This window comes from Nitratidesulfovibrio oxamicus (assembly GCF_015731765.1).
In the GTDB taxonomy this organism is placed as follows: domain Bacteria; phylum Desulfobacterota; class Desulfovibrionia; order Desulfovibrionales; family Desulfovibrionaceae; genus Cupidesulfovibrio; species Cupidesulfovibrio oxamicus.
The window spans coordinates 1-3,811 of record NZ_VRYY01000247.1 but is presented as its reverse complement, the minus strand read 5'-3'; the positions used below and the strand labels follow the sequence as shown (position 1 = coordinate 3,811).

Genomic DNA, 3,811 nt, shown 5'->3' with positions numbered 1-3,811 from the left:
CCACGCACCGCCCGGATGCCGTCTTTGCCCCTTCGCGCACCCGCAGAAACAGCGCGGGGCCCCGCACATTGGTGGTGGTGCCGCTGGCCGTGGCCGTCATGGTGGGGTTGCCGGTGGCGGTGCCGCTGGCCACGGCGGCGCGGCAGACCATGCCGCCGATGTCGTTGCCCGTGCTGCTGTCCGGCTCGCCCACCTCGGACACAGTGCCAAACGTCACCCCGGCCTGGCTGATTGCCTGGCCGGAAAACTGCGCGGGGGTGGATACGTCGGTGGGGATGCACAGGGCGGCCACCACCAGGTCGCCCGCCGTCACGCCCGGGTTGCTGGCAAAGGCAACGCTGACGCTGCCCGCCGTGGCATCACTGCCGGTGGTACCGGCCACGGAATCCCACGCGCCGTTGTCCGTTGTCAGCCGCAGCATGATGGCCCACGCCACCCCGTTGCCGGAAAGGGCCACCGTGAGCGAGCCTGACAACCCACCGGCGGGCACGGTGCGTTCATAGGCCCACAGGTTGGTGTTGCCCGTGTCTGCCGCCAAAGACGTGCCGTATCCCCCGGCGCCCGTCAGGCTGGCCACAAGGGACCAGCCCGACGGCGTGGTGACGCCACCGCCGTTGGCCGTGGAGGGCTTTTGCCCCACCAGCAGCAGCAGCTTGTCACCCTCTGCGCATCCGGCGGGGTACGCGGGGGCCACGCTGCCGCCGCCGGATGCGGAATAGGCGATGGCGCCGGGCGTCTGCCAGTTGATGGTCATGCGTGCGGCCTACGCGTCCGGCGTTTGCAGGGGCAAAGTCACCTCTTTTGGCGTGTAGAACCCCTGGTTGTTGTACGGCTCCGTGGTGGGCAGGCCCTCATCGTCCAGGAACGGGCCGCCCCACGCCCAGGTGCTGCCGTTCCACAGGCTCCAGTGACTGACAACCGCGCCCGCTGGCACGTCGAAGGTAGGCAGGCTGGCGACGGAGCGCACGCCGTCTGCCGCCGCCCCCAGGGTAACGGCCTTGCGCGCGTATGCCGGGCTGCCCCCGGACAGCTCGTTGGCCCCGGTATCGCCGGGGTCCGCGCTGTGCAAGGACAGGTGCGTGGCGACAACGGCGGAAAGCATGGCATTGCGAACGGCGACGGATGCGCCCATGGTGTCCTCCTGCTAAGGCATCGTTGTGAAAAACGACGTCCATGAATACTCCGGGTGGCTTGCGTTGACGGCGAAGAAACTCGCCCACCGGCCCGCCTCCGACCAATGACACCCGTCAGGCCGCATCTGCGCCGTAATCCAGGCATCGTCGTTAGCGCCAAGCGTCACGCCCGTTGCTTCTGCCGCCATCTGCTGCCCGGTGACGACGGCTATACGCTTCGCTTCTACGGCGATGCTTTGCCAGCATCCCAACCCCAGCAAAATTTTCCCGGCGTATCCCGCTGCCCGCATGCCGTCGATGAAAGCAACGGTGTGAGCCGCGAACCTTGCGGACGTCATTTCAACGGAAAGGTGCTGGCTTTCCGAGGCCATACGGTCCCCATGACCGATTGCATGCACCCATTCCGTGGGCGTCAGGCCCATGGACTCCAGCATCCGCAGGGCAAGCACCGCGCGATTAAAAAGCCCTGTTCCCGGCGCCCAATGCGCGGCGGGCGTGCCGCCAATGTTCAGGCCGCACACCAGAACACGGTCGTTTTTACCCTGGGCACACAGGTACTTGCCCCAATAATCCAGCACGCTGAGGCGCTGCGGAAACTGGTCGTACGACTGGTGCGGCCCTTGATTCATGTTCGAAATCGGCCCACCGTCACACGGGCGAATCAGCCCGTCAAAAATGTTGAGTTCGTAGCACGGATGGGACGGATCGAAAGGCACGGGCGAGCAGTCCGCCCAGTTTCCGAGCATGGATTGCCCGGTTGACATGATGATGCGGGTGCGCGGCTGCTGGAATAGTGACGGGTCAACCGCAGTGCGACCGCGTGGATCGTTGACTTCGACTCCCGGCGTCGGGGTGGCAAGTTCGACTGTCATTGCTGTTACTTTCCCGGTATTTCCGGCCAGTTGACGGTGACGGGAAAACCTACCTGCGCGGTAAGGTCACGCAGGGCCTGCCTGTAGGCCACCCACTCCGCGCGGCTCGCCGCGTCAAGCGGGTAGTCCTGCATCATCAGGTAATCGCAAGCAGAAAGCATGGAATCACGCCTGGCGCGCACATCTCGAGCGGCCTGCTCATCGGTCTTGGCAGGAGCCACCTCGCTCCACCCTTCCGGCAGCGGCCCCAGCTCCGTTACGGTGTGCGGTGTGCCGTCTGGCAGCCAGCCAGCCTCGCCCCGGTGGTCCTCTACGTACTCCCAGCCATCCGCCTGCATGGTGAGCACGCGGGCAAACCCCACGCGGACGTCCGGCAGCAGCACGGCATCAGCCGCCACAGCATCGGCGGGCAGGGCAACCCAGGGGTGAGGGGGCTGCCAATCTTCGGCACGCAAGTATTCGCGGGTGTCGCGCTCATAGACAAGGATATGCATATGCCCTCCTAGACCAGCACGATGTACATGGTGGATACGTTGCGCACCCGCACATCCCCGGTGGTGATAGACGTGCTTGCCGTTGCAGCACTGCTGTTTGCGGTGCTTTGGCTCACCGACGCCGTGTTTTCCATGCCTGAAATGGATTGGATGATACCTGCCCCCGGTGTACCGCCGACATACAGGGTGCCGTTGCTCATGCTGGTAGACCCCTGCGAGCTTCCCAGCACACGTCCGGTATCCACGCCGCGCCCGTGGTCCCACCCGCGCGAGTATTCGCCGCGCCTGTCCTGCAGCTTGATGTAACCCCCGGCGGCATCGCGCGTGCCGCCCACGGTGCAGCGGTACCACGCGGGGACGGTACCGTTTGTCCCCGCCCCCGCCCACTTGCGCAGCAGGCGGGGATACGTGGTCAGAGAGACGATGGCCCCGTCAAGCTCCAGTCCCAACGGCAGACCGTCGGTAAGCGTGGGGATGACAGCGGCCTCCCACTCGATGATCCCCCCCGCCAGCATGTCGCGGGTGCTGGCCACGGGATCGACGATGACGGCGGCAACAGCCGCCGCGATCAGCGCGTTGATGGCGTCCCGCAACTGCCCGTTGTCTTCCTTGTCCAGGGCAATCCCGGCTTCGGCGATGACGGTGGTCACCTCTTCCTGCACCGCATTGGCCCAGTCCGCCGTGACCATGGTGGGGGGGATGCCCAGCGTGGGGCTGCCCTCGGAAAACCGGTTGTCTTCGGTGGCGCCGGGGCCGTCGATTCTGTGCATGGTTCCTCCTGGGCTACTCCGCCCCGTAGGTGAAGGTGACAATGGTGTGCGCGGGCTTCTCCTTGCGGATGCCGCATTCAAGCTGCTCGTTGCCCCAGGTGCGCAGGGTTTCACCCACGGCGCTGTGCCCCACGCAAAAGGTCCAGATGGGCTCCGCAGGGGCCTGCACGGTGAACGTGTGCGGCCAATCGCCGTTGTACAGGCTGTCACCCACGGCAGACATGCCAACTCGAAAGGGCCTGTACTCGCGGATGGTGCAAGGCGCGTTGGCCAGCAGGGTTGCCAGCTCCGCGAAATAGGCGGGCGTCTGGGCCCCGCGTGCGGTCAGCTTCAGCACCACGGCGTCACGCCGCTGGGAAATGGTTTCCGCGCCCTGGGTGCAGGTGTCCGGCAGGCCGCACATGCGCTCCCACTCCGGCAGCAGGGCCAGCGCTTGCGCGGGGTCCAGCTCCGCCAGCAGGCGGTGCGCGTTGGCGTCCAGCCGGGCAGGCTCCTGCGCCATGGCATCCAGCAGGCTGTCCAGCACGCTGCCCGGCTCGCGC

The 3,811-nt window shown here is 66.4% G+C and carries 6 protein-coding genes; all 6 read right to left on the bottom strand.

The window, feature by feature from the left end; genetic code table 11:
- A partial coding sequence (locus FVW20_RS09515) for a hypothetical protein (RefSeq protein WP_196609235.1) occupies positions 1-754 on the bottom strand: 754 nt, incomplete at its 3' end.
- A 9-nt stretch (positions 755-763) separates the two neighbouring features.
- Positions 764-1,132, bottom strand: a complete 369-nt coding sequence (locus FVW20_RS09510; protein ID WP_196609234.1) for a phage tail fiber protein — start codon at positions 1,130-1,132, stop codon at positions 764-766.
- A gap of 12 nt (positions 1,133-1,144) precedes the next feature.
- Positions 1,145-2,005, bottom strand: a complete 861-nt coding sequence (locus FVW20_RS09505; protein ID WP_196609233.1) for a hypothetical protein — start codon at positions 2,003-2,005, stop codon at positions 1,145-1,147.
- A gap of 5 nt (positions 2,006-2,010) precedes the next feature.
- Positions 2,011-2,499, bottom strand: a complete 489-nt coding sequence (locus FVW20_RS09500) for a tail fiber assembly protein (RefSeq protein WP_196609232.1) — start codon at positions 2,497-2,499, stop codon at positions 2,011-2,013.
- 8 nt (positions 2,500-2,507) lie between these two features.
- Positions 2,508-3,269 carry a phage tail protein gene (locus FVW20_RS09495; RefSeq protein ID WP_196609231.1) on the bottom strand — a complete coding sequence of 254 codons (762 nt, stop codon included), beginning with the start codon at positions 3,267-3,269 and terminating at the stop codon, positions 2,508-2,510.
- Positions 3,270-3,282: 13 nt separating this feature from the next.
- On the bottom strand, positions 3,283-3,811 hold a 529-nt coding region (locus FVW20_RS09490), incomplete at its 5' end, for a YmfQ family protein (RefSeq protein WP_196609230.1).